Source organism: Streptomyces sp. GbtcB6 (assembly GCF_019091475.1).
GTDB classification, from domain to species: domain Bacteria; phylum Actinomycetota; class Actinomycetes; order Streptomycetales; family Streptomycetaceae; genus Streptomyces; species Streptomyces hyaluromycini.
This window is the reverse complement of sequence record NZ_JAGXJL010000007.1, coordinates 135,196-160,668: the sequence shown is the minus strand read 5'-3', so window position 1 is coordinate 160,668 and position 25,473 is coordinate 135,196. Positions and strand designations below refer to the sequence as shown.

Genomic DNA, 25,473 nt, shown 5'->3' with positions numbered 1-25,473 from the left:
GGCCTCGTCCTCAAACGCCGGATGGGCTGGAGTGTGGTTCTGGTGGGCCTTTGTTCTCGGATGCGGGATGGGCTGGAGTGTGGTTCTGGTGGGCCTTTGTTCTCGGATGCGGGATGGGCTGGAGTGTGGTTCTGCGCGGCCTTCGTCCTCAGGCGCCGGACGGGCTGAGTGAACCTGGACCGGGTTGTCGCTGCTCCGGAGTTGCAGCAGCAGATAGACCGCGCCGCCCACCAGCCCTGACAGCAGGAAGCTGCAGTCCACCCCGCCCGTCAGCGTCAGCAGCGGGCCCTCGTACGACGGGAGTGACACCGCCAGGAGTCCTACACCCGCGCCGAGCGCCCAGGACGCCGTGGCCCGCACGTTCCAGCCGGCCCGGTACCAGTAGATGCCGCCCCGCGAGCGGCGGTTGAAGACCTGCAACGCGTCCGCGTCGTACACGCCCCGGCAGCGGGCGAAGCCGATCAGGGTGATGACCGCCCACGGGGTGCCGATGGCGGTGAGCAGGAGGACGAAGGACGTCATCGCGGACTGCGCGTTCCAGGCGATGGGGGTCCCCCCGGGCGCGAGCGAAGCCGAGCGTTTGGGGGAGGCCGGCGAAGACGCAGGCCGTGGCGACGATCGCGACCGTGTAGGTGGCGCGGGCGCGGGACACGCGGGGGAGGATCGCGTCCAGGTCGAGGCCCATGGAGTAGAGCATGAGGCCCGCGTTGCCCACCGAGCCGGCCGAGGCGGAGAGCAGGAGCGGGACCAGGTACCAGGCGGGGGAGGCGGACACCAGCGGGCCCGCGTAGTCCGCCGCCGCCCGCGCCGCGTACGCGGTGAACGTGCCGAAGAGCTGCGGGACCAGGAGGCCCAGGATCAGGCCCAGCCAGGTTCCGTGCAGGACCGGCGGGAGGTGTGGCGGGCCGGGGAGATGTAGCGGGTGTAGTCGCCGAGCAGGGTGATGAAGGCGACCGGCCCGGACAGCCCGGCAGCCACCGCCGCCAGACACCACGTCGGCCAGAAGCCGCCCAGCAGGTAGCCGCCCGCCTCCGGCAGCGCGGAGGTGGTGAAGTGCGGGGCGTAGGCGAAGATCCCGAGGACCAGCAGGGCCGTCATGCCGACGGCGAGGACCTTGGACATGGCGAGCAGCACACGGTAGCCGTACACCGCGCCCGCCACCGTCGCCGCCGCGAGCACCGTGTAGACCACGGCGTACGCCACCCCGTCCGCCGGCATCCCGAACAGCCGTCCCAGCACGCCCACCATCACGTCGCCGCCGATCCACACGGTCAGCGCGGTGTGGCCGAGGGCGAGCAGCAGGCCCACCACCGAGCCGACCAGCCGCCCGCGCACCCCGAACTGGGCGCCGGAGGAGGTGGACAGGTTGGTCGCGGTACGGAGGGAGACCAGGGCCAGCGGGGCCGTGAACACCGTGCCGATCAGCGTGCCCGCCACGATCGCGCTCACCGGCGCCCACCAACCGAGCCCGAAGGACGGCGGCAGCCAGCCGAAGATGATCACGCTGAGGCAGAGGTTGGAGCCGAGCAGGATCGAGACCAGGTCCTTCGGCCCGCTGGTGCTCCCCCACGCTCTCAACTGCGTTCGAGCGCGGGAGGTACCCCCATCCCGTCCGGGATGGTGTCGACTCCGCGCTGTTCTATCGGCATGGCTGGTCTCCTTCGACGGCCACCTGAGACATCCGGGCTGATGGTTAGAGCGACGTTCAATGTGGGTGACTCGCAAGTCGATGTCAATGGTTCCCTTCTCGTAATCCGACATTTAGAGTGGTGTTCTAAGTCGAGGATGTGAAGGAGGTGCCTGAACGTGCGACTGACCCCCACGGAACGTGACCGGCTGCTGCTCTTCGGAGCCGCCGAGCTGGCCCGCGCCCGCCGCGCCCGGGGCCTCAGGCTCAACGTGCCGGAGGCCACCGCGCTGATCGCGGACACCGTGTGCGAGGCCGCCCGGGACGGCCGGCGGCTCGCCGAGGCGATCGAGGCGGCCCGCTCCGTCCTCGGCCCCGCCGACGTGCTGCCCGGCGTCGCCGACGTCGTCACCGAGGTGCACGTCGAGGCCGTCTTCGACGACGGGTCCAGGCTCGCCGTCGTCACCGACCCGATCGGGGGCGGGGGACTGGGCGAGGACGCGCCCGGTGCGCTGCTGCCGGGGCCCGAGCACGCCGACCCGGAGGCGGTCGTACGGCTGACCGTCACCAACACCGCGACCGTGCCCGTCTCCGTCACCTCGCACTTCCACTTCTTCGAGGCCAACCCGCGCCTCGACTTCGACCGCGCCGCGGCCTACGGCCTGCGGCTCGCCGTGCCCGCCGGGTCGTCCGTGCGGTTCGGGCCGGGGGAGTCGCACGAGGTCGGTCTCGTGCCGATCGGCGGCGGCCGGGTCGCCATCGGCTTCGCCGGGCTCGTCGACGGGCCGCTGGACGCGCCCGGCGCCCGCGCGGAGGCCCTGCGCCGCGCCGCCGCCTGCGGATACCTGGGCGTAGGACAGACAGAGGAGGCCGAGCGATGAGCCGTCCCGGAGGACATCCCGCCGAGGCCCGCCGCCTCACCCCGTACGAGTACGCGGCCACCCACGGCCCCCGGGCCGGCGACCGCGTCCGCCTCGGGGACTCGGGGCTCGTGATCCGCGTCGAGGACGACTCCCAGCGCTACGGCGACGAGTTCCTGGCCGGTTTCGGGAAGACGGCCAGGGACGGGCTGCACCTCAAGGCCGCCGCCGTCCGCGAGACCTGTGACGTCGTGATCAGCAACGTCGTCGTGATCGACGCCGTGCTCGGGATCCGGAAGGTGTCCATCGGCATCAGGGAGGGGCGGATCTGCTCGATCGGGCGGGCCGGGAACCCCGACACCCTCGACGGGGTCGACGTCGTGGTCGGCACCGGCACCTCGATCGTGTCCGGCGAGGGGCTCATCGCCACCGCCGGGGCCGTGGACACGCACGTCCATCTGCTGTCGCCGCGCATCATGGAGGCCTCGCTGGCCTCCGGCGTGACGACGATCATCGGGCAGGAGTTCGGGCCGGTGTGGGGCGTGGGCGTCAACTCGCCCTGGGCGCTGAAGCACGCGTTCAACGCCTTCGACGCCTGGCCGGTCAACATCGGCTTCCTCGGGCGGGGTTCGTCCTCGCACGCGGCTCCGCTGGTCGAGGCGCTGGCCGAGGGGGGCGCCTCGGGCTTCAAGGTGCACGAGGACATGGGCGCCCACACCCGCGCCCTGGACACGGCCCTGCGGGTCGCCGAGGAGCACGACGTCCAGGTCGCCCTGCACAGCGACGGCCTGAACGAGTGCCTGTCGGTCGAGGACACCCTCCGGGTGCTGGAGGGCCGCACCATCCACGCCTTCCACATCGAGGGCTGCGGCGGCGGACACGTGCCCAACGTCCTGAAGATGGCCGGTGTCCCCAACGTCATCGGCTCCTCCACCAACCCCACCCTGCCGTTCGGCCGGGACGCGGTCGCCGAGCACTACGGGATGATCGTCTCCGTCCACGACCTGAAGACCGACCTGCCCGGCGACGCCGCCATGGCCCGCGACCGCATCCGCGCCGGGACCATGGGAGCCGAGGACGTGCTGCACGACCTGGGCGCGATCGGCATCACCTCGTCCGACGCCCAGGGCATGGGCCGGGCGGGGGAGACCGTCCGCCGTACCTTCGCCATGGCCGGCAAGATGAAGGCCGAGCTCGGCGCCCCGGACGACGGCCACGACAACGAGCGCGTGCTGCGGTACATGGCCAAGCTGACCATCAACCCCGCGATCGCCCACGGCCTCGCCCACGAGGTCGGCTCGATCGAGGTGGGCAAGCTGGCCGACATCGTGCTGTGGGCGCCGGAGTACTTCGGGGCCAAGCCGCAGCTGGTGCTGAAGTCCGGCTTCCCCGCGTTCGGCGTCACCGGTGACCCGGGCGCGGCCACCGACACCTGCGAACCCCTCGTCCTGGGACCGCAGTTCGGGGCGCACGGCGCCACCCCCGCCGACATCTCCGTCGCGTTCGTGGCACAGGCCGCCCTCGACCAGGGCCACGACACCATGCCCACCCGGCGCCGCCGGGTCGCCGTCCGCGGCACCCGCGGCATCGGCCCGGCCGACCTGCGGCTCAACTCCCGTACCGGAGCGGTCGACGTCGACCGGCGCACCGGCCTGGTGACCCTCGACGGCGAGCCGCTGCGCTCGGAGCCCGCCGACTCCGTCTCCCTCAACCGCCTGTACTTCCTGTAAGGAGCACCGATGTCTGCTGCCTCCGACGGCTTCCGGATGCCCGCCGAGTGGACCCCGCACGAGCGCACCTGGATGGCGTGGCCGGGCCCCAACCCCACCTTCGACGACGCCGACGACCTCGTCGCCGCCCGGATGGCCTGGGCGTCGGTGGCCCGCGCCGTCCTCCGCTTCGAACCGGTGACGGTCGTGTGCGGCCCCGGCCAGTCGGCCGAGGCGCAGGCGCTGCTCGGCCCGGGCGTCGACACCGTCGAGCGCGACCTCGACGACGCCTGGATGCGCGACATCGGCCCCACCTTCCTCACCGACGGACGCGAACTGGCCGCCGTGGACTGGACGTTCAACGGCTGGGGCGCCCAGCACTGGGCCCGCTGGGAGCATGACGCGAAGATCGCCGCACATGTCTCGGACCTCGCGGGCGCGCGGACGTACGCCTCGAAGCTGGTGAACGAGGGCGGTGCGATCCACGTCGACGGCGAGGGGACCGTCCTGCTGACCGAGACCGTGCAGCTGGGCCCCGAGCGCAACCCGGGCTGGACGCGGGAAGAGGTCGAGGCGGAGATCCACGGGATGCTCGGCACCCGCAAGGCGATATGGCTGCCCCGCGGCCTCACCGGCGACTACCCCCCGTACGGCTTCGGCACCCTCGGCCACGTCGACATCGTGGCCGCCTTCGCCCGCCCGGGAGTCGTGGTGGCGCACTCCCAGCCCGACCCCGCGCACCCCGACCACGAGGTGACCAAGGAGGTCATCGGCCTGCTGCGGTCGCAGACGGACGCGCGCGGCCGGACGCTGGAGGTCGTCGAGGTGCAGGCCCCGACCGTCCTGGAGGCGAACGGCCACTGGGCCGACTACTCCTACATCAACCACTACCTGTGCAACGGCGGGGTCGTGCTGTGCGGCTTCGACGACCCGCGCGACGAGATCGCCGCCGGGATCTTCCGCCGTCTCTTCCCCGAGCGGACGGTCACGCTGGTGGACGCCCGTACGATCTTCGCGGGCGGTGGGGGTATCCACTGCATCACGCAGCAGCAGCCGAAGATCCAGTCGTAGTTCGAGGAGCCGAAGATGGCCGGTGGGCGCAGACAGGCCCCGCCCCGCGAGGAGGTGCTCGCCGCCGCCATGACGATGATCGCCGAACGGGGCCTGGAGAAGCTCACCATGGCCGCGCTCGGCCGCGAGGTCGGGATGAGCAGCGGCCACCTCCTCTACTACTTCCACTCCAAGGACGAACTGCTGCTCCAGGCCCTGGAGTGGAGCGAGGGCCGGCTGGGTGCCGAGCGCGGCCGGCTGCTCACCCGGCGCGGCACCGCCCGCGAGCGCCTCGACGCCTACGTCGACCTGTACGTCCCCGACGGGCACCGGGACCCGCACTGGACGCTCTGGCTGGAGGTCTGGAACCGCTCGCAGAACGCCGACGAGGCGGCCCGCGACCGGCAGGCCGCCATCGAGGGCGCCTGGCACCGCGACCTGGTGGCGCTGCTCGCGGAGGGCATCTCGCGCGGCGAGTTCCGGCCCGTCGACCCCGACCGGTGCGCCGCCCGCCTGCGCGCCCTGCTCGACGGCTTCTCCATCCATGTGGCCATCGGGCTGCGCGGCACGGACCGGGCGCAGGTTCTCGGCCATGTGCGCGAGTTCCTGGAAGCGGATCTCCTCGCGGACGCGTGACCCCCCTCGGCACAGGGCCGGGGCCTGCGTTCGTAAGGCATCTGGGGGAGCGGACCGTGTCGCCTGTGGTGCATGTCACCGTCCGTGACGACCGCATCCTGAGACAGTTAGTGAGCCGGGGGCGGGGCTGTGCCAGACTGCCTCCGTGCTCTCGTTCGCCACGATTATTGGCAGCAGGCGCGCCGGTCCGCAGTGACCACCACGTACGACCAGGTACGGGTGGCCATCGTCGTCCTCGACCCGCGCGCAGACCTCTCGCACCCGCGAGGGGTTTTTTCGTTTTCCGGCCCACCTACAGCCGGACGGCGAGGCGCGAGGGACCATTGAGGGACGGTGGAGCCGGTCATTCCGGTACGACCGAGAAAAGACATCAGGAGCCTAGGGACCATGACCGAGACGGAAACCCACGAGCTGGACGACTCGTTCCACGTCTTCGACACCACGCTGCGCGACGGCGCGCAGCGTGAGGGCATCAACCTCACCGTCGCGGACAAGCTGGCCATCGCACGGCACCTGGACGACTTCGGCGTGGGCTTCATCGAGGGCGGCTGGCCGGGCGCCAACCCCCGGGACACCGAGTTCTTCGCCCGCGCCCAGCAGGAGATCGACTTCAAGCACGCCCAGCTGGTCGCCTTCGGCGCCACCCGCCGGGCGAACGCCAAGGCGGCGGAGGACCCCCAGGTCAGGGCGTTGCTGGAGTCCGGTGCCCCGGTGATCACACTGGTCGCCAAGTCCCACGACCGGCATGTCGAGCTGGCGCTGCGCACCACCCTCGACGAGAACCTGGAGATGGTCCGCGACACGGTGTCCTTCCTGAAGGACCAGGGCCGCCGGGTCTTCGTCGACTGCGAGCACTTCTTCGACGGCTACCGCGCCAACCCCGAGTACGCCAAGGCCGTCGTACGGACCGCCGCCGAGGCCGGCGCCGACGTGGTGGTCCTCTGCGACACCAACGGCGGCATGCTCCCCGCCCAGGTCAACGCCGTCGTCTCCACCGTCCTCGCGGACACCGGCGCCCGGCTCGGCATCCACACCCAGGACGACACCGGCTGCGCCGTCGCCAACACCCTGGCCGCCGTGGACGCCGGCGCCACCCACGTCCAGTGCACGGCGAACGGCTACGGCGAGCGGGTCGGCAACGCCAACCTGTTCCCGGTGGTCGCCGCCCTGGAGCTGAAGTACGGCAAGAAGGTGCTGCCGGAGGGCCGGCTCCGCGAGATGACCCGCATCTCGCACGCCATCGCCGAGGTCGTCAACCTCACGCCCTCCACCCACCAGCCCTATGTGGGTGTCTCGGCCTTCGCGCACAAGGCCGGCCTGCACGCCTCCGCCATCAAGGTCGACCCCGACCTCTACCAGCACACCGACCCCGCCCTCGTCGGCAACACCATGCGCATGCTGGTCTCCGACATGGCCGGCCGCGCCTCGGTGGAGCTCAAGGGCAAGGAGCTCGGCGTCGACCTCGGCGACGACCGCGAACTGGTCGGCCGCGTCGTCGAGCGGGTCAAGGAGCGTGAGCTCCAGGGCTACACCTACGAGGCCGCCGACGCCTCCTTCGAGCTGCTGCTGCGCGCCGAGGTCGAGGGCGGGCCGCGCTCGTACTTCCGCGTCGAGTCCTGGCGGGCCATCGTCGAGGACCGCCCCGACGGCACCCACGCCAACGAGGCCACGGTCAAGCTCTGGGCCAAGAGCGAGCGCATCGTCGCCACGGCCGAGGGCAACGGCCCGGTCAACGCCCTCGACCGGGCCCTGCGCGTGGGCCTCGAAAAGATCTACCCGCAGCTCGCCAAGCTGGACCTGGTCGACTACAAGGTCCGCATCCTGGAGGGCAAGCACGGCACCGAGTCCACGACCCGCGTGCTGATCTCCACCTCCGACGGCAGCGCCGAATGGTCGACGGTCGGCGTCGCGGAGAACGTCATCGCCGCGTCCTGGCAGGCGCTGGAGGACGCGTACACGTACGGCCTGCTGCGCGCCGGTGTCGAACCGGCGGAGTAGGCCCCCGGTTCAGCAGGAGTCCTCGGCGAGCTTCTCGAACTCGCCGAGGCTCATCACCCGGCCGTCGGCCCAGACCTGGCCGGGCCTCAGCTTCTCGACGTCCTCGGCGGAGAAGTCAGCGATCCCGTTGTAGGAGTCGCCGGTGATGTAGTGCCCGAAGGACAGCGTGTAGTGGTGCCCCGGCAGCAGCTTCTGCGCCCCGCGATGCCGGGCCCGCCACCGCTCGGGCGGCGAGAACAGCGGGAACCCGGCGTCCCCGGACCGCTCGCCCTTCACGTCCCAGCCGGTGGTGGCCGGGCCGTCCTGTGCCGCGCTGGCCCAGCCGTCGAGCGAGAGCCCCTGGTAGCGATCGTCTCCGCACGGCCGGATCAGCGCGTACGGTGTCCCGTCCGCGCCCGCCCGCACCCCGGCCAGCGGCAGGTCGACCGCCGCGCACCCGCTCAACAGCAACGCACCGGCGGCCGTGCCCAGCACGGCCGCCGCCCCCGTAGTACGTCTCATGGCGCTCCTACTGCAGGTGCCACTTCTGGTTGGCGGCCCCCGTGCAGGACCAGATCTGCGCCCGGGTCCCGTTCGCCGACGAGTTGCCGGTGACGTCCAGGCACTTGTTCGCCGCCGTGTTCACCACATCACCGGTGGACGCGTTGTACGACCACTGTTGCGCACCGGTTCCGTTGCAGTCGTACAACTGCACCTTGGCCCCGTCCGCCGTCGAGGCCGACGTCACGTCGAGGCACTTGCCGAGCGAGCGGACCGTGCCGTCGGACTGCACGGTCCACTGCTGGGCGGTGGAGCCGTTGCAGTCGTAGAGCTGGACGGCCGTGCCGTTGGTGGTCGAACCGCCCGCCACGTCCAGGCACTTGCTCGCGAGCCCCACGAACGCGCCGGTCTGGCTGGAGCCGCCCGACTGGGTGCCGGACCAGGTGAAGGTCGCCGAGGTCTTGCCGGGGAGCGAGTAAGTGGCGTGCTGCGAGCCCCAGTTGATGGTCACCGACTGCGCGCTCGACGAGTCGTTGTAGGCGATCAGCGCCTTCGAGCCGTCCGGGTTGCGCCAGGCCACGTTCGGTACGGCGGTGGACGCGGTGGAGGCGATCCGCTGCGCGCCCGGCCGGACGAACTTGGTCAGGTGGCCCATGTCGTAGTACTCGACGGTGTAGTCGACCGTCCCGCTGGCGCCGTCCCCGTTGTGGACGGTGATCAGGCCGGTGCAGGTGCCGCAGCCGCCGTTGTGCGGGCCCATGTTCTGGTCCACGGCCAGCGACCACTTGGTCACCGACTTCGCCCAGTTGCGGGTGTAGTCGATGATGTTGGACATGTCCTCCTTCTGCTGGTTGGTGACCCAGGTGCCGCCGGAGTGCTCGGTGCCGAAGGCGTCCAGGGTGGGGTACTGGTTGTGCACGGTGGTCTGCTCGGCGACGTCACCGCCGTAGCCGTGCCAGGCGATCCCGCCGAAGTTGGGGTGGTTGCGGATCGTCGCGTCGTTGACGAGCGCGGCCGCGTAGGAGTCGTACACGTCCCAGTTCCAGTCGTGCGCGAGGACCTTGGTGGACAGGCCGGCCGACTGGAGCTGCGGCAGCAGGTCGTTCTTGAGGAAGTACTGCAGTCCGGACGCGTTCCAGCTCATCGACGGGTAGCCGGAACAACAGGTGGGCTCGTTCTGCGGGGTGACGTAGGAGACGTTGACGCCCTGCGCCTGGTACGCCTGGAGGTACTTCACGAAGTACGCGGCGTAGGCGGCGTAGTCCTCCGACTTGAGCCAGCCCCCGTTCAGCGAGCCGCTGTCCTTCATCCAGGCCGGCGCCGTCCATGGCGAGGCCATGACAGTCAGAGAGGGGTTCAGCTGGAGCGCCTGCTTGGTGAGCGGGACGACGTCCGCGAGGTCGTGCGAGATGGAGAAGCTGTTGAGGTTCGGGTCGGTCTGCCCGGCGGGTATGTCGTCGTACGTGTACCCGTACCGCGCCAGGTCCGAGGCGCCCATCGGATTGCGCAGGAACGACAGCCCGATCCCGTTCGTCGGCGAGAACAGCTTCTGCATGGTGGCGTCCCGGGTGGCCTGGGACAGCGCCCCGCTGCTGTTCATCAGCCAGGCCGCGGTGTCCGTGAAGGACGCGCCGCCGCCGGTGAAGGTCTGGTAGCGGGTGTTCTCGTCGACGGTGATGTTCGTGCCGCTGCCGCCGGTCCCGGAGGAGAAGGCGAACGGCGTCTGCGCCTGGAGCCCGCGGGTGACATGGCGTCCGGCGGAGTCGTCGGTGGTGGTGAGGTACGCGGTGACCTGCTCGCCGGCCGCGTGCGCCGGCGCCACGACGGCGCTGAAGCCGGCCGCCGTGAGCAGACCGGCCAGGAGGAGCCGGAGGCTGCGGGGTGTTCTTCTCGTCGGCACGTGGGGGGTGCTTCTCATGGGCACATCGCCCTTCCTGACGGGACGTCTTGACGGGTGTGCGAGCCGTTAGTTAACTCACGACGTGATCTAAGCCATGAGTGAACTGTGAGAGCCCCGAGTGAACCAGAGAGTCGAGGGAAGGTCCATGCCAAGAGCCGCCCTGCTCGTCTCCACCGCCCTACTCGCCGCCCTGATCCCCCTGTCGGCAGCCAGCGCCGCCGACGACCCGGCCCCCACTCCCGTCGACCACTTCGAGGGCGAGGTCCCCTTCGCCTCCCAGCCCGCCGAGGGCATCTTCACCTGGGGAAGCGACAGCAACGACCCGCCCGCCCTCCAGTTCGCCGACCGCGCCGACGCCCCCGAGGGCGCCAAGGTCCTCTCGGGGACGTACGACATCAGCGGCTACGGCGGCTTCACCCACGACTTCGCCGCCACCGAGCCCGCCCACGACTGGTCCGCCCACAAGGGCATCCGCTTCTGGTGGGACGGCCAGGACAACGGCAAGAAGATCCCCTTCGAGATCAAGGACGGCGGCGCCAACGGCGAGGCCTCGGAGCTCTGGACGACGTCCTTCACCGACGACTTCACCGGCTGGAAGCAGATAGAGATCCCGTTCTCGGACTTCGTCTACCGGACCGACTACCAGCCCGTCGGCGGCATCGACCACGTCCTCGGTCTCACCCAGATGTGGGGCTACGCGGTCACCCTCCCCGTCGGGGTCAAGGGCCAGTTCGCCATGGACGACGTGGAGCTGTACGGCAAGGCCGACCAGGCACTGCGGGCCTCCGTCACCACCGACGCGGCCGTCTACCCGGTCAAGGAGGGCGGCACGGCGACCGTGAAGGTCACCGTCGCGACCACCGGCTCCGCCCCGATCGACGACCCGGTCACCGTCGCCTACGAGACGACGGGCGGGACCGCCGACGCAGGCAAGGACTACCAGGCGGTCTCCGGCACCCTCACCTTCCCCGCGGGTACGGCCTCCGGGGCCACGCAGACCATCAAAGTGCCGACGCTGAAGGACCGTTCGGCCGAATCGGCGGAGACCATCCCGCTGAAGCTCACGGTCACCGGCGCCAAGGCCCCCGCAGAGACCCCGCAGGTCGTCATCGACGCCCACGGACTGCCGTACCTGGACAGCAAGTTGCCCGTGAAGAAGCGGGTCGCCGACCTCCTCTCCCGGATGTCCCTGGCGGAGAAGGTCGGCCAGATGACCCAGGCCGAGCGCGGTGCGGTGGGGACCGGCGGTGACGTCACCGCCTACGACCTCGGCTCGCTGCTCTCCGGCGGCGGCTCGACCCCCACGCCCAACACGGCCGCGGCCTGGGCGCAGATGATCGACTCCTTCCAGCTCCGGGCGCAGGCGACCCGGCTCCAGATCCCGCTGATCTACGGCGTCGACGCGGTGCACGGCCACAACAACCTGGCCGGCGCCACGATCATGCCGCACAACATCGGCATCGGCGCCACCCGCGACCCCCGGCTCGCCGAGAAGACCGGCGCGGTGACCGCCTCCGAGGTCCGCGCCACCGGCATCCCCTGGGACTTCGCCCCCTGCCTCTGCGTCAGCCGTGACGAACGCTGGGGCCGCTCCTACGAGTCCTTCGGCGAGGACCCGGCCCTGGTGAAGTCCATGGAGACCATCATCCAGGGCCTCCAGGGGCGTGCCGACGGCCGCGACCTGAAGGACGACGACAAGGTCCTGGCCACCGCCAAGCACTTCGTCGGCGACGGCGGCACCGCCTACGGCTCGTCCACGACCGGCACGTACACCGTCGACCAGGGCGTCACCACGGTCACCCGGCAGCAGCTGGAGGCCATCCACCTGGCGCCGTTCCAGACGGCCGTGGACCGGGGCATCGGCACGGTCATGCCGTCGTACTCCTCGCTGGACATCGTCGGCGACGGCCAGGGCCCGGTGAAGATGCACGCCCGCGCCGACATGATCAACGGGGTGCTCAAGGGGCAGATGGGCTTCCAGGGCTTCGTGATCAGCGACTGGAACGCCATGGACCAGCTCCCCGGCGACTACGCCTCCCACGTGCGCACGGCCGTCAACGCGGGCGTCGACATGATGATGGTCCCGTACGGTTACAAGGACTTCACGACGAGCCTGACCGACCAGGTCAAGGCGGGCAGCGTCACCGAGCAGCGCATCGACGACGCGGTCTCCCGCATCCTCACCCAGAAGTTCAAGCTGGGGCTCTTCGAGCACCCGTACGCGGACACGTCCGGCGCCTCGAAGATCGGCTCCACCGCGCACCGGGCGGTGGCCCGGCAGGCGGCCGCCGAGTCGCAGGTGCTGCTGAAGAACTCGGACGGTCTCCTGCCCCTGAAGAAGTCGGAGAAGGTGTACGTCGCCGGGTCCAACGCCGACGACCTCGGCAACCAGACCGGCGGCTGGACCCTCACCTGGCAGGGCGCCTCCGGCACCCACACCACGGGCACCACCATCCTCCAGGGCATGAAGAACGCCGGGGGAGACGTCACCTACTCCAAGGACGCCTCGGCGCCGACGAGCGGCTACGACGTGGGTGTGGTCGTGGTCGGCGAGACCCCCTACGCCGAGGGCGTCGGAGACGTCGGCAACGGCAACGACCTCACGCTGACCCCCGCCGACCAGGCCGCCGTGGACAAGGTGTGCGCGGCCATGAAGTGCGCGGTGCTGATCGTCTCCGGACGCCCGCAGCTGGTCGGTGACCGGCTCGGCGAGATCGACTCCCTGGTGGCGTCCTGGCTGCCGGGCACCGAGGGCGACGGCGTGGCCGACGTGCTCTACGGGAAGAAGGCCTTCACCGGGCAGCTCCCGGTCACCTGGCCGAAGTCCGAGGCACAGCTGCCGATCAACGTGGGCGACGCGTCGTACGACCCGCAGTACCCCTACGGCTGGGGTCTGACCACCTTGACCAGGGCTCCCAAGGGCGGCGAGGCCACCCTGAAGTCGCTCGGCGCGGCCGCGAAGGCGGCCGAACGGGCAGGCGCCGACGCGGCCGGCCGGAAGCTGGTCGACAAGGCGCGGCTGCTGGTCCAGGCGAAGATCGGGCAGTCGATCACGGCCGCCGTCTCCAAGCCCTTCGCCGACGCGGACCACCTGCTGCTCACCGGCAGGTACGCGGCGGCGGTGGAGAAGCTGACGGAGGCGTACCGGGCAGCGTAGAGGGACAGCGCTCTTCGGGAGGCTTCGGGGTAGTTTCGAAGCATGAAGGCGGTGCGACGGACCACCCGAAGCCTCCCGGGGCTGCTGCTCCTGGCGTGTGCCCTGGCGCTGGTCGCCCTGACCGCGCTCACCCCGCGGGCGGCCGCGGTCACCGGCGTCTCGGCGATCGCGGACGCCCTCCGCAAGAACCCGGTGTACGTCGACCCGGCGGCCGCCGCCCAGCTCTCCACGGCCGACGCCGACACCCTGGCCCGGCAGATCAAGGACGCGAACAAACCCTTGTTCATCGCCGTCCTGCCCTCCGACTACCCCACCCAGAACCTCTTCACGGACCTGCGCACCGCCACCGGCATCACCGGCCTGTACGCGATCCGGCTCGGCGACCGCTTCGACGCCCGCGCCGACTCGTCGGTGCTCTCCCGGACGGCCGTGCAGAACCTGGTCACCAGCGTCCAGGGCGAGAGCGCCAAGGCCCAGCTGACCGACTTCACCGACCGAGCCCTGACCAACATGGGCGGCAAGGCCCCCTCGGCCTGGGGCGGCGGCAGCACGGGCGGCTCGGGCGTCTCCAGTACGGCGCTGATCGCGATCGGAGCCGTGGTGGTGGCGGGCGGGGCGGGCGCGTACGCCCTGGTCCGCCGGGGCCGCCGCCGCCACGAGGAGGAGCAGCGGGCCGCCCTCGACCGGCTCCGGGTGGTCGTGGACGAGGACATCACCGCGTTCGGCGAGGAACTGGACCGCCTCGAATTCCACCCGGCCGAGCCGGGCGCCGACGACGCGATGCGCGCCGACTACGAGCGCGCGCTGAACGCCTACGACCAGGCGAAGTCCGCGATGGCCGGCGCCCGCAGACCGGAGGACGTCCGCGCGGTCACCCAGGCGCTGGAGGACGGCCGCTTCTCGCTCGCCCAGCTGGCCGCCCGCCGCGAGCGCCGCCCGCTCCCGGAGCGCCGCCCGCCCTGCTTCTTCGACCCCCGGCACGGCCCCTCGGTCACGGACGCCACCTGGACCCCGCCCGGCGGCGCGCCCCGCGAGGTCCCGGTCTGCGCGGCCGACGCCACCCGTCTGGCCGACGGCCGCGACCCGGTGGTCCGCGAGGTCGACACCGACCAGGGCCGCCGCCCTTACTGGGACGCGGGCCCGGCCTACGGCCCCTGGGCCGGCGGCTACTTCGGCGGCGGCATCCTCCCCGGCCTCCTCCTCGGCACCGCCCTGGGCGGCTGGATGTCCGCACCCGCCTACGCGGCCGACTACGGCACCGGGTACGGCGACTTCGGCGCCGGCGGCTACCAGGGCGGCGATGTGTCGGGCGCGGACTTCGACCCCGGGGACTTCGGGGACTTCGGCGGGGGCGGCGACTTCGGCGGCGGGGGAGGGGACAGCGGGGACTTCGGCGGCGGTTTCTGACCTACTGCGCGTCCCCCAGCCGCTCCATCACGGCGGCCGCGAGCAGCAGCACGCCGCGTTCGGTCTCGCTCAATGTCCCGAACGCCTCGGCCAGCCAGGCGTCCCGCTGGGCCATGTCGGCCTCCAGCGCGTGCCGCCCCGCCCCGGTCAGGCTCAGCACGGACTGCCGCCGGTCGGACGGGTCCGGCGCCCGTGCGACCAGTTCCTCCGCCTCCAGCTCCGCGAAGACCCGGGTCAGCGACTGAGGCCGCTGCCGTTCGGCCGCCGCGACCTCGCCGGGCGTGGACGGACCGTGCCGGTACAGATGGCCGAGCACCGTCAGCTGATTGGCACTGAGGCTCCCGTCCCCGCGCTCCTGCCGCAGCCGACGGTTGAACCGGAGGACGGCACGACGGACACGGGCGGCTTCGGCGAGGTGTTCCATAAGCCGGATCGTACGCGACTACTTACTACCTACTGCTCGATTGCCCGTATCCTCAGCCATGTGACCGCCAAACTCATACGCAACGCGTACGAAGCCGGGCTGACGATGACCGCCGTACTGCTCTCCTGGGGAGCCGCGCTGGTGCTGGAGGGGGCCGCCGGGCTGCACACCGACGTGCTGGTCCTCGCGGTCGCCCTCACCCTGACCCTCGCCAACACCCAGCGCACCGCCGACACCCGCCGACGGCTGACCGCGCTGGTGCTGCTGCCCCTGACCGCCGCCGCCTCGATCTTCGTCGGACGCCTGCTCGCCTCCCACTACGCGGCGGGCGCGGCCGTCTTCACGGCCGGGATGGCCCTGGCCATCTGGATCCGCCGCTTCGGCCCGGCCGCCACCAAGGCGGGCACGCTGCTGGCCCTCCCCCTGGTGGCCCTGCTGGTGGTCCCCGGCCCCGCACTGCCGGCCGAGGCGCAGAGCGGGCTGGTGACCTGGGGCTGGTCCGCGCTGATCGGGTTCATGGCCTGCTGCTCGGTGTGGCTGGTGCAGGCCCTGGGCGACCGCTACGGCCCCTGGCGCGCGGCCCCGACCCCCGACCCGCCCCCACGCCGCTCCCGCCTCCACCCGCGCCCCAGCACCCGCATGGCCCTGCAGATGGCGGCGGCCATCGCAACCGCCTTCGTGCTGGGCCGTTTCCTCTTCGACAACCACTGGCCGTGGGCCGTCCTGACCGCGTACGTCGCCGCGAGCGGAAACCGGGGCCGGACCGACGTCCTGCGCAAGGGGGTTGAGCGCCTGGCCGGGGCGTGCGTGGGCACACTCCTGGCGACGGCGGTGGCGCAGGCGGGGGTGACGGGCCGCACCTCCGTGGCCCTGATGTTCGCCGTCCTGGCCGTCGCCCTGTGGCTGCGCCCCCTCAACTACGCGTACTGGGCAGCCGGCATGACCACGGCCCTCTCCCTGCTCCTCGGCTACTTCGGCCAGAACGCGGAATCCGTGCTGCCGACCCGCCTGGCGGCCATCGCGGTGGGCGCGGTCCTGTCGGTGGCGTCGGCGTGGTGGCTGCTGCCGGTACCGGGCAGAAGGACGACGGCACGCCCCGAGATCCGACCGAGCGAGGCTTAGTCAGGCGACGGTCACTTCGCCGTATGCCCGAGGAAGGCGGTCCAGGTGGTGGGGGAGACGGTGAGGTGTCCGCCGCCGGGGTTCTTGGAGTCACGGATGTGGACGGCGGCGGGGCGGGCGGCTACCTCTACGCAGTTGCCGCCCTCGTCGCTGCTGTAGCTGGACTTGAACCAGGCAAGCGCTGCTGCGGGTTTCATCACTCTCCTAGCAGTCCGTTCAGGAGGCGCACGCTCTCATAGGGAGAGAGGGCTTGTGACCGCAGCATTCCATACTTGTGGTGATAGTCGCTGACCTCGTCGGGATCCTCGACGAGGATGCTGGCGCGGTGTGCCTCCAGGTACACGAGCCGCTCGTACTCAGGGGTTTCCAGCAACAACATGGGGCCGGCGAGACCAGCATGCGGCGTCCGGTCCATGGGCATGATCTGCAGGCCCATGTGAACAGGCTCGGTGTACTCAAGGATCTGCCGGATCTGCTCGCGCATCACCCCACGGCCTCCGACTTCCCGCCGGAGAATGCTCTCCTCCAGGATGAAGTGGCCGACAGGTGGCCGGTCTCGCTGCCAGATCAACTGCCGTTCCATACGGGCGTTCACCCACTGCTCGGCGGTCTCGCTGCCGATCGCCGGATAGCGGTAGCCGAAGACGGTACGGCAGTAGTCCCTGGTCTGCAGTAGCCCGGGTACGACCTGGCTCTCGTACGAGAGAACGCCCACCGCCTCCTGCTCATGGTCGACCAGCCCCTGCGCGAACTGAACGATCCGCTCCCGCACCGGCATCTTCGCCACCAGCACGGCCAACGCCCCGCCCGTTCCCAGCAGTTCGTCGAACTGCTCGGCCCGGTCCGGCTGAAGGGCAAGCCGCCCCTGCTCGACAGAGCCCACCGTGTCGACGTGCAGGTTCGCGAGCTCGGCGAACTGCTCCTGCGTGAGCCGGGCCTGTTTCCGGTAGTGGGCGACGAGCGCTCCGACCGCGTGCCACGAACCGACCTTCTTGGGCTTCCTCGCCACGTGCATGCGTGTCCCTTTCCCCCGTGCGCGCCCGAACCGCTCGTAGTGGACTCGTAGAAGTCAGAACTACGACCTCACTCACTGATCCATGTTAGTCACTCACGGTGACAATCGCCTCATGAACCCGGAATTCCAACACCCCCACACCCGCGAGGCGTTCTACCGCCGGGACCGCAGATCAGTCGGCCTGGCACGCGACTTCACGCGCACGGCCCTGGCCGACTGGGAGGTCGGCCCGCGTGCGGACGACGTACTGCTCTGCGTGAGCGAACTGACCACCAACGCCGTGCTCCACGGCGTACCCCCGGGCCGCGGCTTCCGCCTCCGGCTGACCCTGCACCCCGACGGAGTCCTCCGCGCCGAGGTCCACGACAGCGGCCCGGGTGAACTCCGCTATGGCGACCTGTCACCGGAGTCGGAACACGGCCGGGGCCTGCTGATCGTCACCCTGCTCGCGGACAAGTGGGGGGTGGGGGAGCGGGAGCCGGGGAAGGTGGTGTGGTGCGAGTTCGCGATGGGGGGAGAAGGCCACGCCAACTCCGAAGGCCGGACGCTCCATTGCTACTGAAACGGTCATGAGGTCAGCGGTTGCCGTCCGTGGAGCCGGCGGAGGTGGGGCCGAGGACTGTGGGACCGGCGGCGGTGTGCGTGGTGAGGTTTTCGCCGTCCTGGGTCGCCTGGCGGGCTCCCGCGGGGGCACGGAGCTGTTCGGCCAGCCGCTCGAGTTCGGCCGCCGTGGCAGGCGAGCGGTCGTTGAGTCCGCTGTGCACGGCCGTCGGGCTCTTCAGGAAGCGCCGGAGCACGGCCACGAGGAGCCCTTGCGGTAGAGCCCGCAACGCGGCGAACGCGCGAGGTACCGGCGGCGTCTCCATCGCGGCGAGGTTCTGCCGCATGAGGTGGAGCATGCCGCGTACCGCGTCCGGGGCGTCGGCCAGCGCTACAGGCCCGCCCGCCGCGTGTACCGCCTGACCGAGCGGCACCTCGAACGCGGCGTGCGTCCTGAGCCAGGCATCCATCTGCGGCTCGGCCTTGGCGTTGATCCCGGCGGTACGGAACGTCTCCACGATCCGTTCCAGTCGCGGGGTGGTACGGCCGTCGGGCTCGCCGATCGGCATCGCGACCCGGCGGGTGATGAAATTGGTCTTGCGGTAGCGGACCACGTCGCCGTCCATCGTGCCGCCGGTCGCGGGGAAGCCGAGCAGCACCCGCTCGTGGCCGATCACCGCACCCAGCGTCTCCGGGCCGGCTGCCCAGTTGAGCAGGAACAGCCCGTCACCTTGGACACCGGCGAGTGATTCCAGCACTGCATCGACCTGGTGGGTGCGGACGAAGACGGTGATCAGGTCGTACCCGCCGTCCGGGTGCTCTGTCACCGGTACCGGCACCCGCCTGACAGGGCCGTCTTCCTCGGCGAGCCGCACTCCCTGCCGGCGCAGGGCGGTCAGGCGCTCGCCCCGGGCGAGGAGCGAGACGTCGTGGCCGGCCTCGTCCATGCGGGCGGCGAACAGGCTGCCGCAAACCCCGGCGCCGTACACGAGCAGCTTCATGGCAGTCCTCTTTCATACGTCCGTTTGATTCATACGTTCGTTTCATTCAAACATATGTATAGTCCCTTGTGTGGCGACCCCAGACACCCGCACCCAGATCCTCGACGCGGCCGAGCACCTCTTCGCCGAGCACGGATACCGCGGCACCTCGGTCCGCGCGATCACCAAACTCGCCGGAGCGAACCTGGCCGCCGTCGGCTACCACTTCGGCTCGAAGGCGGAGCTGATGGCCGCGGTCGCCCGTCGCGTGGTCGAGCCCATCACCGCTGCCCAGTGCGCCGGGCTCGACAAACTGCTCGCCCGGACCCCCGACCCACCGGTCAGCGAACTGGTGGAGGCATTCGCGGGGCCGCTGTTCGACGAGATGCCGGCCGGCGACGAGGGCGGCGCCCGGACGTCCCGGCTGATGGTGACGATCCTCAGCGACCCGGCCGAGGAGGCACGCAGCTGGACCGGTCCGGCCGAGGACTCGGTCCGTGAGCGCTACTTCGCGGCCTTCGCGCGCGTACTGCCCGGCCTTTCCCCGGAGGAGCTGTGGTTCCGGATGCGGGGGATCTTTGCCGTGACGGCCGTCGACCGCCTCCAGGTCCACCAGCAGCCCTCCCCTGGCTGCGTGTCCCCGGCAGAGGGCGAGGCGGCCAGGCGATGGGCGATCACGTTCCTGACGGCAGCGATGAGTGCGCCACCGATCCGGCCCTGACGACCCGGGACAGACGCCGGCGGCGCGGGTCAGGCGGCGTTCGCCCTGTGGACGAGGACAGCGTGACGGATGACCACCCTCGGAACTTGTCCCCGCTCCACCGGACCACCGTTGCGGGAAACGTATTTCCGGGAAACGTGCTTCCCGAAGTTCCGTCCGTGCCTCACGGTGGGAGTGATCGATGCCGCCGTCCTAGACTCGGAGGACCGCCACGGGGGGATGCCTACCCCAGGAGGACGCGATGGCGCGGCAGACGAGGCTGGTCGGGGAGTCCGAGGAGTATGTCGGTGCCCGCGAGGAGCTGCGGCTGGCCGAGATCCGGCTGATGCGGCACCGGGAGGAGGTCGCGGCGCTGCGGCGGGCGCTCCCGCAGGGGCCGGCCGTCGACGACTACGTCTTCCTGGAGGGGCCTGGCGACCTCCACGCGGGGGACACCCCGGTTCGCGAGGTCGCGTTGAGCGAGCTGTTCTCCGGCCCCGAACGGCCGCTGATCGTCTATCACTTCATGTACGGCAAACTCCAGACCAGCGCCTGCCCGATGTGCACGCTGTGGATCGACGGCTACAACGGCATCGCCCACCATGTGGCCCGCACCGCGGACTTCGTCATCGCCGCGGCCGCCGACCCGCCCACCCTCCGTCAGTACGCCCGCGATCGCGGCTGGCACCGGCTGCGGCTGCTCAGCTGTGGTGACAGCACGTTCAAGTACGACCTGGGCAGTGAGGACAAGGCCGGCGCGCAGGATTCCACGGTCTCCGTCTTCACCCGTGCGGGCGGCGGCACAGTCCGGCACACCTACTCCGCCCATCCGCGGATGGCCGACGACATCCAGGAGCGCGGCATCGACCTGCTGGCGCCCGTCTGGCACCTCCTCGACCTCACCCCACAGGGGAGAGGTGACTGGTACCCGACCATCGATTACTAGGGCACGCGCAGAACACCCGGACATGGCCGAGCGCCGCCCTCAGGGGAGTGGAGGGCGGCGCTCAGCGGGCGTGATCGGGGTCGGCGGTTTCGCGCCGCTGGCTCACGCGTTCTTGATCGCCGAGATGTCGAAGTTCAGCTTGATCTTGTCGGAGACGAGGACGCCACCGGTCTCCAGCGCCGCGTTCCAGGTGACGCCCCAGTCGGAGCGCTTGATCTCGGCCTTGCCCTCGAAGCCGACGCGCTCGTTGCCGAACGGGTCCTTGGCGGAGCCGTTGAACTCCAGGTCGATGGTGACCGGCCGGGTGACACCGAGGATGGTGAGGTCGCCGGTGATGCGGTAGTCCTCACCGCCCAGGGCCTCCGCCTCGGTGGAGCGGAAGGTCATGGTCGGGAACTCGTCGATCTTGAAGAAGTCCGCCGACTTCAGGTGACCGTCACGGTCGGGGCTGCCGGTGGTGATGCTCTGCATCTTGATGTCGAGCGAGGCCGTGGACTTCGACGGGTTCTCGCCGTCCAGGTGCAGGGTGCCCTCGAACTCCTGGAAGCTGCCCTTGACGTTGGTGACCATCGCGTGGCGGGCCACGAAGCCGAGCGTGGTGTGCGCCGGGTCGATCGTGTAGTCGCCGGTCAGCGCGGCTGTGTCGGCGCCGGTGCCGGCGGCGGTCGTCTCGTCGTTCTTGCGGCCGAAGATGCCCATGACGTGCTCCTTGGGGGGACGGGTCGCGACTTCGAAGCGGTGGATGCGAAGGCGCGGACTTGATGTTTAACGTTCAACGAACTCAACGAGAGACACCGTAGACCTATTCCATTCAACCTTCAACATCATCGACACGCGTGTCGCGTTCACTACTCAACGTAACGTCACGCCGCCCGAAACGGGCGACGGGACCCGCTGGGGGAGCGGCTAGGCTCTGCGTGGGTGAACCGCCGTCCGGAGTCCTGTGTCACTCCGCGGGTGGTATGGGCCGCCGGGGAATGTGAGGCGGGTCTCAGCCGATGCCTTTGTGGTACCCCTACAACGGTGAAGCCCCCTGAGCAGTCGGAACGGCTGCATGCCGTTCTGGTTCTGTTCAGTGGTTCCAGGAAAACGCGTCGGAGACTGTACGGAGTCGACGTCTCTCATTCCTTGGTGTCCTTCGTAAGGTCGCTACATGACCGTTTTGGAAGAGACGACGGGCGAGCCCACCGGTGAGCCGACGGACGCGCGCGGGCGGGTCGCCGAGCTGCACGAGATCCGTGCGGCAGCCGTGGCGGGCCCCAGCGAGAAGGCGACCGAGGCACAGCGCGCCAAGGGCAAGCTGACGGCCCGGGAGCGCATCGAGCTGCTCCTGGACCCGGGTTCCTTCCAGGAGGTCGAGCAGCTGCGCCGGCACCGCGCGGTCGGCTTCGGCCTGGAGGCCAAGAAGCCGTACACCGACGGTGTCATCACCGGCTGGGGCACGGTCGAGGGCCGTACCGTCTTCGTCTACGCCCATGACTTCCGGATCTTCGGCGGCGCGCTGGGCGAGGCCCACGCCACCAAGATCCACAAGATCATGGACATGGCCATCGCGGCCGGCGCCCCGCTGGTGTCGCTGAACGACGGCGCCGGCGCCCGCATCCAGGAGGGTGTCTCCGCCCTCGCCGGCTACGGCGGCATCTTCCAGCGCAACACGAAGGCGTCGGGCGTCATCCCGCAGATCTCCGTGATGCTCGGCCCGTGCGCGGGCGGTGCGGCCTACAGCCCCGCCCTCACCGACTTCGTCTTCATGGTCCGCGAGACCTCCCAGATGTTCATCACCGGCCCGGACGTCGTCAAGGCGGTCACCGGCGAGGAGATCACCCAGAACGGGCTCGGCGGCGCCGACGTCCACGCGGAGACCTCCGGCGTCTGCCACTTCGCGTACGACGACGAGGAGACCTGCATCGCGGAGGTCCGCTACCTCCTCTCCCTCCTCCCGCAGAACAACCGCGAGAACCCGCCGCGCGTCGAGTCCACGGACCCGATCGACCGCCGCAGCGACGTGCTCCTCGACCTGGTCCCGGCGGACGGCAACCGGCCGTACGACATGGCCAAGGTCATCGAGGAGATCGTCGACGACGGCGAGTACCTGGAGGTCCACGAGCGCTGGGCGCGGAACATCATCTGCGCGCTGGCCCGGATCGACGGCCAGGTGGTGGGCATCGTCGCCAACCAGCCGCAGGTGCTGGCCGGCGTCCTGGACATCGAGGCGAGCGAAAAAGCTGCGCGCTTTGTTCAGATGTGTGACGCTTTCAATGTTCCGATCGTCACATTCCTGGACGTACCGGGCTTCCTCCCCGGTGTCGACCAGGAGCACGGCGGGATCATCCGCCACGGCGCGAAGCTCCTCTACGCCTACTGCAACGCGACCGTGCCCCGGATCTCCCTGATCCTGCGCAAGGCGTACGGAGGTGCCTACATCGTCATGGACTCCCAGTCGATCGGCGCCGACCTCACGTACGCCTGGCCGACCAACGAGATCGCGGTCATGGGCGCCGAGGGTGCCGCCAACGTGATCTTCCGCCGGCAGATCGCCTCGGCCGAGGACCCCGAGGCCATGCGGGCCCGCATGGTCAAGGAGTACAAGTCCGAGCTGATGCACCCCTACTACGCGGCCGAGCGCGGCCTCGTCGACGACGTCATCGACCCGGCCGAGACCCGTGAGGTACTCGCCAAGTCCCTGGCGATGCTGCACACCAAGCACGCCGACCTGCCGTCCCGTAAGCACGGCAACCCCCCGCAGTAATCCTGCGGAAACCTCTCTCACGGAGACTGACACCCATGAACGTGCCTGACATCCGCGTCGAGAAGGGCAACGCCGACCCGGAGGAAGTCGCCGCCATCACGGCGGTCCTCCTGGCCCGCGCGGCCGCCCGGCCGACCGCCGACACCGAGCAGACCCACCGAGGCCGCGCCAAGGCCGGCTGGCGCCGCCTGGAGCGCGAGAACGGCTTCCGCGCCCCGCACAGCTGGCACGGCTAGGCTGCGCCGCTCAGCCGACAGCACGCAAGAGAAGGGCCCCTCTGCCGAAGAGGGGCCCTTCTCCGCGTGCGCCAGGGGCTGCCAGGCCGGTTCGGCACCGCCGACCACCGCCGCCGGTCCGAGCGCCGTTGCGGCGGGAAAAAAAGAACTGAGCTGCGGCCGTGGCAAAAAGTTCGGGCCCCTTCAAAGAAGGGGCCCAGGAACGCGCCCCCGAAGGGGCGCGGGGAACTGCGCGACAAGCCACGAACCACCCGCAGTCGGCGTACGACCGGCCGTGGCAGCCCGGTGTCCGGAACTACCGGAGCCGAGCCATCAGGGCGTGCTCCACGAGAGTGATCAGCGCCGACTTCGCATCGGCACGATGCCTCGCGTCGGTCGTGATGATCGGGGTGTCGGGCCCGATCTGCAGGGCCTCGCGGACCTCTTCGGGGTTGTAGGGCTGGTTGCCGTCGAAGCCGTTGAGGGCGATGACGAAGGGCAGGCCCGAGTTCTCGAAGTAGTCGACCGCGGGGAAGCAGTCGGCGAGGCGGCGGGTGTCGACCAGGACGATCGCGCCGATCGCGCCTCGTACCAGGTCGTCCCACATGAACCAGAAGCGGTCCTGACCGGGGGTGCCGAACAGGTACAGGATCAGGTCCTGGTCCAGGGTGATACGGCCGAAGTCCATGGCGACCGTGGTGGTCGTCTTGTCCCCGGTATGGGTGAGGTCGTCGATGCCGGCAGACGCGGACGTCATCACGGCCTCTGTGCGCAGCGGGTTGATCTCCGAGACGGCACCGACGAACGTGGTCTTGCCCACGCCGAAGCCGCCCGCCACCACGATCTTCGCGGAGGTGGTGGAGCGGGAAGGACCGCCGCTAGAGCTTGCGAAGTCCACTGAGCACCCTTTCGAGCAGTGTCACGTCTGGCTGGCCACCGGCGTTCTCGTCGCCGCCGGGCTGATGGATGGCGACCAGGCCCGCCTCCGCCAAGTCGGCGACGAGGATCCTGGCCACGCCGAGAGGGATCGACAGCAGGGCCGAGACTTCGGCCACCGACTTGATCTCCCGGCAGAGGTTGCAGATCCGCTGATGCTCGGGCAGCTGGCCCTGCATCTGGTGCGGCTGCGCGGTGGTGTGCACCAGTGCCTCGATGGCGAGCTGGTACCGCGGGCGGGTCCGGCCACCGGTCATGGCGTACGGACGCACCAGGGGATTGTTGGACCCCGAGGCCGGCGCCGGCTCGGGGCGGCGCTGCGGCTGTACCGGCTGGATGCGCGGCGCCGGCGGCTGGTCGTACGGCGAGGGACCGGGGCCCTGCGGTGCGTACGGCTGCCGGTGGCTCGGCGTGGAGGGGAAGTTGTACCGGTTCCCGGAACCGTCGCCCTGGCCCTGCGCAGGCCCGTACGACCAGTTGCCGTTATTAGAACCGCCTGGGGGTGTTGCCACTTTCTCTCCTCCTCCGACCGTGCCGGGCACCCATCCTTGTGGAGCCGCGTCCCGAAACCTTACGGCCCCGGGACGCCAAAACGCACCGCCTGACTGTTAGTTGAGAAGGCTTCCTTGGAGTTCCGCACGCAGATCCGGGGTAAGTACCGTGCCTGCGCGGTCCACCAAAAGGGCCATCTCGTACCCAATCAGGCCGATGTCGGCCTCCGGGTGGGCCAGGACCGCCAGCGATGATCCATCGGAAACGGACATGATGAACAGGAATCCCCGCTCCATCTCCACAACCGTCTGATTCACGCTGCCACCCTCGAAGATCCGGGAGGCGCCTGCCGTCAGGGACGTCAGACCGGATGCGACGGCCGCGAGCTGGTCGGCGCGGTCGCGGGGGAAGCCTTCGGACATCGCCAGAAGGAGTCCGTCGGCGGAGACCACCACCGTGTGGGACACCCCCGGGGTGTTGTCCACGAAGTTGGTGATCAACCAGTTCAGGTTCTGTGCCGCCTGGCTCAT

23 protein-coding genes and 1 pseudogene are annotated in these 25,473 nt (G+C 70.3%); 13 read left to right on the top strand and 11 right to left on the bottom strand.

What is annotated here, in order from left to right; genetic code table 11:
• Positions 1 to 148: 148 nt before the first annotated feature.
• Positions 149 to 1,649, bottom strand: a pseudogene (locus KVT45_RS14570) (cytosine permease).
• Positions 1,650 to 1,806: 157 nt separating this feature from the next.
• Here KVT45_RS14570 and ureA point away from each other — a divergent pair.
• From ureA to cimA, 5 genes are all read left to right on the top strand, one after another.
• A complete protein-coding gene (gene ureA / locus KVT45_RS14565; protein ID WP_217547556.1) occupies positions 1,807 to 2,508 on the top strand; it encodes an urease subunit gamma in 702 nt (233 codons plus the stop codon).
• Entirely contained in the window at positions 2,505 to 4,217 is a 1,713-nt protein-coding gene (locus KVT45_RS14560) for an urease subunit alpha (RefSeq protein ID WP_217547554.1), read from the top strand. Before ureA ends, KVT45_RS14560 begins: the two co-directional genes overlap by 4 nt.
• Before the next feature lie 9 nt (positions 4,218 to 4,226).
• Complete coding sequence (locus KVT45_RS14555) at positions 4,227 to 5,267, top strand: agmatine/peptidylarginine deiminase (RefSeq protein ID WP_217547553.1); 1,041 nt, start codon at positions 4,227 to 4,229, stop codon at positions 5,265 to 5,267.
• 15 nt (positions 5,268 to 5,282) lie between these two features.
• Entirely contained in the window at positions 5,283 to 5,882 is a 600-nt protein-coding gene (locus KVT45_RS14550; protein ID WP_217547551.1) for a TetR/AcrR family transcriptional regulator, read from the top strand.
• 387 nt (positions 5,883 to 6,269) lie between these two features.
• Positions 6,270 to 7,880 carry a citramalate synthase gene (cimA, locus tag KVT45_RS14545; RefSeq protein WP_217547550.1) on the top strand — a complete coding sequence of 537 codons (1,611 nt, stop codon included), beginning with the start codon at positions 6,270 to 6,272 and terminating at the stop codon, positions 7,878 to 7,880.
• A gap of 9 nt (positions 7,881 to 7,889) precedes the next feature.
• Here the strand turns inward: cimA and KVT45_RS14540 are convergent, their stop codons facing one another.
• Both KVT45_RS14540 and KVT45_RS14535 read right to left on the bottom strand, forming a co-directional pair.
• Complete coding sequence (locus KVT45_RS14540; protein ID WP_217547548.1) at positions 7,890 to 8,381, bottom strand: hypothetical protein; 492 nt, start codon at positions 8,379 to 8,381, stop codon at positions 7,890 to 7,892.
• 7 nt (positions 8,382 to 8,388) lie between these two features.
• A complete protein-coding gene (locus KVT45_RS14535) occupies positions 8,389 to 10,278 on the bottom strand; it encodes a ricin-type beta-trefoil lectin domain protein (protein WP_217547546.1) in 1,890 nt (629 codons plus the stop codon).
• Between the two features lie 127 nt (positions 10,279 to 10,405).
• On the opposite strand from KVT45_RS14535, the gene KVT45_RS14530 reads away from it, so the two are divergent.
• Both KVT45_RS14530 and KVT45_RS14525 read left to right on the top strand, forming a co-directional pair.
• Positions 10,406 to 13,417, top strand: coding sequence for a glycoside hydrolase family 3 N-terminal domain-containing protein (locus KVT45_RS14530; protein WP_217547544.1), 3,012 nt, complete (start codon positions 10,406 to 10,408; stop codon positions 13,415 to 13,417).
• A 42-nt stretch (positions 13,418 to 13,459) separates the two neighbouring features.
• Positions 13,460 to 14,824: a hypothetical protein gene (locus KVT45_RS14525; RefSeq protein WP_217547542.1), complete on the top strand. Its 1,365-nt coding sequence runs from the start codon at positions 13,460 to 13,462 to the stop codon at positions 14,822 to 14,824.
• Between the two features lies 1 nt (position 14,825).
• On the opposite strand, the gene KVT45_RS14520 is transcribed toward KVT45_RS14525, so the two are convergent.
• Positions 14,826 to 15,248 (bottom strand): MarR family winged helix-turn-helix transcriptional regulator, encoded by a 423-nt coding sequence (locus KVT45_RS14520; protein WP_217547541.1) that lies wholly within the window; start codon positions 15,246 to 15,248, stop codon positions 14,826 to 14,828.
• A gap of 60 nt (positions 15,249 to 15,308) precedes the next feature.
• On the opposite strand from KVT45_RS14520, the gene KVT45_RS58085 reads away from it, so the two are divergent.
• Positions 15,309 to 16,370, top strand: a complete 1,062-nt coding sequence (locus KVT45_RS58085) for an FUSC family protein (RefSeq protein ID WP_217547539.1) — start codon at positions 15,309 to 15,311, stop codon at positions 16,368 to 16,370.
• An 11-nt stretch (positions 16,371 to 16,381) separates the two neighbouring features.
• Here KVT45_RS58085 and KVT45_RS14510 read toward each other — a convergent pair whose 3' ends face one another.
• Positions 16,382 to 16,567 carry a DUF397 domain-containing protein gene (locus KVT45_RS14510; protein ID WP_217547538.1) on the bottom strand — a complete coding sequence of 62 codons (186 nt, stop codon included), beginning with the start codon at positions 16,565 to 16,567 and terminating at the stop codon, positions 16,382 to 16,384.
• Positions 16,567 to 17,385 carry a helix-turn-helix transcriptional regulator gene (locus tag KVT45_RS14505; protein ID WP_217547536.1) on the bottom strand — a complete coding sequence of 273 codons (819 nt, stop codon included), beginning with the start codon at positions 17,383 to 17,385 and terminating at the stop codon, positions 16,567 to 16,569. Before KVT45_RS14505 ends, KVT45_RS14510 begins: the two co-directional genes overlap by 1 nt.
• Before the next feature lie 112 nt (positions 17,386 to 17,497).
• Here KVT45_RS14505 and KVT45_RS14500 point away from each other — a divergent pair, with 112 nt between their 5' ends.
• Positions 17,498 to 17,947 carry an ATP-binding protein gene (locus KVT45_RS14500; RefSeq protein ID WP_217547535.1) on the top strand — a complete coding sequence of 150 codons (450 nt, stop codon included), beginning with the start codon at positions 17,498 to 17,500 and terminating at the stop codon, positions 17,945 to 17,947.
• A gap of 13 nt (positions 17,948 to 17,960) precedes the next feature.
• Here the strand turns inward: KVT45_RS14500 and KVT45_RS14495 are convergent, their stop codons facing one another.
• Positions 17,961 to 18,926 carry a ketopantoate reductase family protein gene (locus tag KVT45_RS14495; protein ID WP_217547533.1) on the bottom strand — a complete coding sequence of 322 codons (966 nt, stop codon included), beginning with the start codon at positions 18,924 to 18,926 and terminating at the stop codon, positions 17,961 to 17,963.
• A 70-nt stretch (positions 18,927 to 18,996) separates the two neighbouring features.
• Between KVT45_RS14495 and KVT45_RS58080 the strand changes: the two genes are divergently transcribed.
• The gene (locus KVT45_RS58080; protein ID WP_217547531.1) at positions 18,997 to 19,626 is read left to right on the top strand and encodes a TetR/AcrR family transcriptional regulator; all 630 of its coding nucleotides are present in this window, start codon (positions 18,997 to 18,999) and stop codon (positions 19,624 to 19,626) included.
• Between the two features lie 241 nt (positions 19,627 to 19,867).
• The gene (locus tag KVT45_RS14485; protein WP_217547530.1) at positions 19,868 to 20,551 is read left to right on the top strand and encodes a DUF899 family protein; all 684 of its coding nucleotides are present in this window, start codon (positions 19,868 to 19,870) and stop codon (positions 20,549 to 20,551) included.
• Positions 20,552 to 20,653: 102 nt separating this feature from the next.
• Here KVT45_RS14485 and KVT45_RS14480 read toward each other — a convergent pair whose 3' ends face one another.
• A complete protein-coding gene (locus tag KVT45_RS14480) occupies positions 20,654 to 21,250 on the bottom strand; it encodes a YceI family protein (RefSeq protein ID WP_217547528.1) in 597 nt (198 codons plus the stop codon).
• Positions 21,251 to 21,704: 454 nt separating this feature from the next.
• On the opposite strand from KVT45_RS14480, the gene KVT45_RS14475 reads away from it, so the two are divergent.
• Entirely contained in the window at positions 21,705 to 23,300 is a 1,596-nt protein-coding gene (locus tag KVT45_RS14475; protein WP_089098554.1) for an acyl-CoA carboxylase subunit beta, read from the top strand.
• 35 nt (positions 23,301 to 23,335) lie between these two features.
• On the top strand, positions 23,336 to 23,536 hold the full coding sequence (locus tag KVT45_RS14470) for an acyl-CoA carboxylase subunit epsilon (RefSeq protein ID WP_046729245.1): 201 nt from the start codon (positions 23,336 to 23,338) through the stop codon (positions 23,534 to 23,536).
• Positions 23,537 to 23,831: 295 nt separating this feature from the next.
• On the opposite strand, the gene KVT45_RS14465 is transcribed toward KVT45_RS14470, so the two are convergent.
• The 3 genes from KVT45_RS14465 to KVT45_RS14455 form a co-directional block, all read right to left on the bottom strand.
• Positions 23,832 to 24,413, bottom strand: coding sequence for an ATP/GTP-binding protein (locus KVT45_RS14465; protein WP_046729246.1), 582 nt, complete (start codon positions 24,411 to 24,413; stop codon positions 23,832 to 23,834).
• Positions 24,394 to 24,963: a DUF742 domain-containing protein gene (locus tag KVT45_RS14460; protein WP_089098549.1), complete on the bottom strand. Its 570-nt coding sequence runs from the start codon at positions 24,961 to 24,963 to the stop codon at positions 24,394 to 24,396. Before KVT45_RS14460 ends, KVT45_RS14465 begins: the two co-directional genes overlap by 20 nt.
• 96 nt (positions 24,964 to 25,059) lie before the next feature.
• Positions 25,060 to 25,473 carry a roadblock/LC7 domain-containing protein gene (locus KVT45_RS14455; protein ID WP_005479603.1) on the bottom strand — a complete coding sequence of 138 codons (414 nt, stop codon included), beginning with the start codon at positions 25,471 to 25,473 and terminating at the stop codon, positions 25,060 to 25,062.

Excerpts from the sequence above, each read along its gene's own strand:
- KVT45_RS14550 (WP_217547551.1), top strand. The coding sequence starts at position 5,283 with ATGGCCGGTGGGCGCAGACAGGCCCCGCCCCGCGAGGAGGTGCTCGCC.
- KVT45_RS14470 (WP_046729245.1), top strand. The coding sequence starts at position 23,336 with ATGAACGTGCCTGACATCCGCGTCGAGAAGGGCAACGCCGACCCGGAG.
- KVT45_RS14560 (WP_217547554.1), top strand. The coding sequence starts at position 2,505 with ATGAGCCGTCCCGGAGGACATCCCGCCGAGGCCCGCCGCCTCACCCCG.
- KVT45_RS14540 (WP_217547548.1), bottom strand. The coding sequence starts at position 8,381 with ATGAGACGTACTACGGGGGCGGCGGCCGTGCTGGGCACGGCCGCCGGT.
- KVT45_RS14525 (WP_217547542.1), top strand. The coding sequence starts at position 13,460 with ATGAAGGCGGTGCGACGGACCACCCGAAGCCTCCCGGGGCTGCTGCTC.
- KVT45_RS14495 (WP_217547533.1), bottom strand. The coding sequence starts at position 18,926 with ATGAAGCTGCTCGTGTACGGCGCCGGGGTTTGCGGCAGCCTGTTCGCC.
- cimA (WP_217547550.1), top strand. The coding sequence starts at position 6,270 with ATGACCGAGACGGAAACCCACGAGCTGGACGACTCGTTCCACGTCTTC.
- KVT45_RS14475 (WP_089098554.1), top strand. The coding sequence starts at position 21,705 with ATGACCGTTTTGGAAGAGACGACGGGCGAGCCCACCGGTGAGCCGACG.
- KVT45_RS14530 (WP_217547544.1), top strand. The coding sequence starts at position 10,406 with ATGCCAAGAGCCGCCCTGCTCGTCTCCACCGCCCTACTCGCCGCCCTG.
- KVT45_RS14500 (WP_217547535.1), top strand. The coding sequence starts at position 17,498 with ATGAACCCGGAATTCCAACACCCCCACACCCGCGAGGCGTTCTACCGC.
- KVT45_RS14505 (WP_217547536.1), bottom strand. The coding sequence starts at position 17,385 with ATGCACGTGGCGAGGAAGCCCAAGAAGGTCGGTTCGTGGCACGCGGTC.
- KVT45_RS14510 (WP_217547538.1), bottom strand. The coding sequence starts at position 16,567 with ATGAAACCCGCAGCAGCGCTTGCCTGGTTCAAGTCCAGCTACAGCAGC.
- KVT45_RS14555 (WP_217547553.1), top strand. The coding sequence starts at position 4,227 with ATGTCTGCTGCCTCCGACGGCTTCCGGATGCCCGCCGAGTGGACCCCG.
- KVT45_RS14485 (WP_217547530.1), top strand. The coding sequence starts at position 19,868 with ATGGCGCGGCAGACGAGGCTGGTCGGGGAGTCCGAGGAGTATGTCGGT.
- KVT45_RS14520 (WP_217547541.1), bottom strand. The coding sequence starts at position 15,248 with ATGGAACACCTCGCCGAAGCCGCCCGTGTCCGTCGTGCCGTCCTCCGG.
- KVT45_RS14480 (WP_217547528.1), bottom strand. The coding sequence starts at position 21,250 with ATGGGCATCTTCGGCCGCAAGAACGACGAGACGACCGCCGCCGGCACC.
- KVT45_RS14455 (WP_005479603.1), bottom strand. The coding sequence starts at position 25,473 with ATGAGCCAGGCGGCACAGAACCTGAACTGGTTGATCACCAACTTCGTG.
- KVT45_RS14535 (WP_217547546.1), bottom strand. The coding sequence starts at position 10,278 with ATGAGAAGCACCCCCCACGTGCCGACGAGAAGAACACCCCGCAGCCTC.